Raw genomic sequence first — 1,961 nt, forward strand, 5'->3', positions numbered from 1 at the left:
CTTCTTTCCAATCTTCCGCCAGATCATTCAGCGGCGTTCCCCATGGCGCCAGAACCTGAGCGGAGTAGCCAGCAGGTACAGAGACAGCATCGGTTTTGGAGCCGGAAATAGAGTCAAAGCCGAGGGAGAGATCTGATGAAACAACATCATCGGAGTCATCGTTACAGCCGGTTAAACCAAAACTGGCCAGCGCAGTAAATGCTGCCAGCGCACCGCCACGTTTTAAAACACCCCGACGAGTTAATTCTTTTTCCAGCACTGCCGAGATTGGTCGATTATCACTGGAGTTGTATACCGTTGGATCAAAAGTATGTTTGCTCATGTCATCTCTACTCGTTCAAGCCAGCTTTATTTTTTGTTTAATATCCTCTAAAGCAGGCTCATTAAACGACACAAGCATTACAGTAAAATGTATGCAATATTACAGAATTAAAATAATCCTCTGACTTAAATGATGGCGCTGGAAGACTCGAGACAAAAAGTACATAAAAAAATACCCGTGGGATGAAACCCGCGGGTATTTTTTTATCAGGCGTCGCTAAAGCCAAACTTATTCAGCTTCAACGAATACCTTGATGGTCGCTGCAACGTCGGTGTGCAACTGGATGGCGATGTCGTATTCACCAGTAGCGCGGATAGGACCTTCGCCCATGCGAATTTCGCTCTTGGCTACTGCAACGCCAGCGCCAGTAATGGCTTCAGCCAGATCACGTGAACCGATAGAACCGAACAGTTTGCCTTCGTCGCCCGCTTTGGCGGTCAGGGTCAGTTCGATTTCAGCCATTTCAGCTGCACGCTTTTCAGCAGCAGCCAGCTTTTCGTTAGCAGCCTTTTCCAGCTCGGCACGACGAGCTTCAAAAGCTTCAACATTTTCCTTGGTAGCAGGCACAGCCTTGCTGAAAGGAATCAGAAAGTTACGACCGTAACCGGCTTTAACGGTTACCTTGTCGCCCAGGTTGCCAAGGTTGGCAACTCTCTCAAGCAGGATAACGTCCATCGCTAGCCTCTTACCTTATACCTAGTGCCTGTCAGCCCTGAATCTGCTGATTCACGCGGTTGCGAAAATCAAACAGACTGTCAAGACAAGCAGTCAAAACAATAACCGGGTATGCCAGTTGCGTAAGGGTGATCAACAGCATATATAAGCCAATCAACCAGAAGCTGCCCCGTTGGCGCAGTTTTACCAGCCCGTGGACCAGTGCCAAACCTGCGATAAACAGTGGCAACGATGCGATGGGTACCAGGGCAGTCAACATGGGTGACAATGCCGACCCCATCAAAGTTATGATCAGAAGACCTACCCCAACAGCTGCGGGCAACCGCACCTTGCGGAATTCTTCACCGAATCCACCAGGGTTGAACAGATCGGCCTGCCAGGAACGCGCCAGCATCAGAGCCAGGACACAAAACAGTATGTGCACCCAGGCCAGAGCACCCGCGACGCCGTATTCCAGAATCTGTCTCAGATGATCACCCAGTTGCAGAGTCTCTTCGCTGCCACTGCTCTGGAGACTCTTTTTCAAAAACTCCATCACAGTGTCAGTCATGGCACTGATCATCTGGGGTGATATCTGGTACATGGCAAAAGCCACGAGGCCTCCCAGCGGCACAACGGCCAGCAAGGTTTTCGGCCATGAGACAGTCTGGCGCAGGACACAAGCCAGCAACGACGTGGTTACCAGCCCAATCAATACGCTGTACTGACCAAAGGCGGCCCAGGCTATTCCGGGCAACAGAGCCCATATCAGGACTTTCAGCCCGTGGTCAATGCCGCGACGCAGTACCACCAGGGATACAATGGCCGCACTTAACCAGAAAAGCATGGGAATACAGGCAAATATGACCGCCAGAAACAATGAATGTTTCGGGCTTTTCATTACCAGTTCCGCCAGTTTACGCATCAAGCAATACCTTCAGTTCCAGAGTTTGCCGACTGATCAGTGACGATCAGTGTATGGCAG

2 protein-coding genes and 1 pseudogene are annotated in these 1,961 nt (G+C 50.5%); all 3 read right to left on the bottom strand.

Annotated elements, in window-relative coordinates:
• A pseudogene (locus tag KDK16_RS03135) lies at positions 1–322 on the bottom strand (DUF839 domain-containing protein); the annotation flags it as partial.
• A 228-nt stretch (positions 323–550) separates the two neighbouring features.
• Positions 551–997 carry a 50S ribosomal protein L9 gene (rplI, locus tag KDK16_RS03140; RefSeq protein WP_257274636.1) on the bottom strand — a complete coding sequence of 149 codons (447 nt, stop codon included), beginning with the start codon at positions 995–997 and terminating at the stop codon, positions 551–553.
• Positions 998–1,028: 31 nt separating this feature from the next.
• Positions 1,029–1,901 carry a hypothetical protein gene (locus KDK16_RS03145; protein WP_257274637.1) on the bottom strand — a complete coding sequence of 291 codons (873 nt, stop codon included), beginning with the start codon at positions 1,899–1,901 and terminating at the stop codon, positions 1,029–1,031.
• Positions 1,902–1,961 lie beyond the last annotated feature (60 nt).

This window comes from Endozoicomonas sp. SESOKO4, from assembly GCF_024606275.1.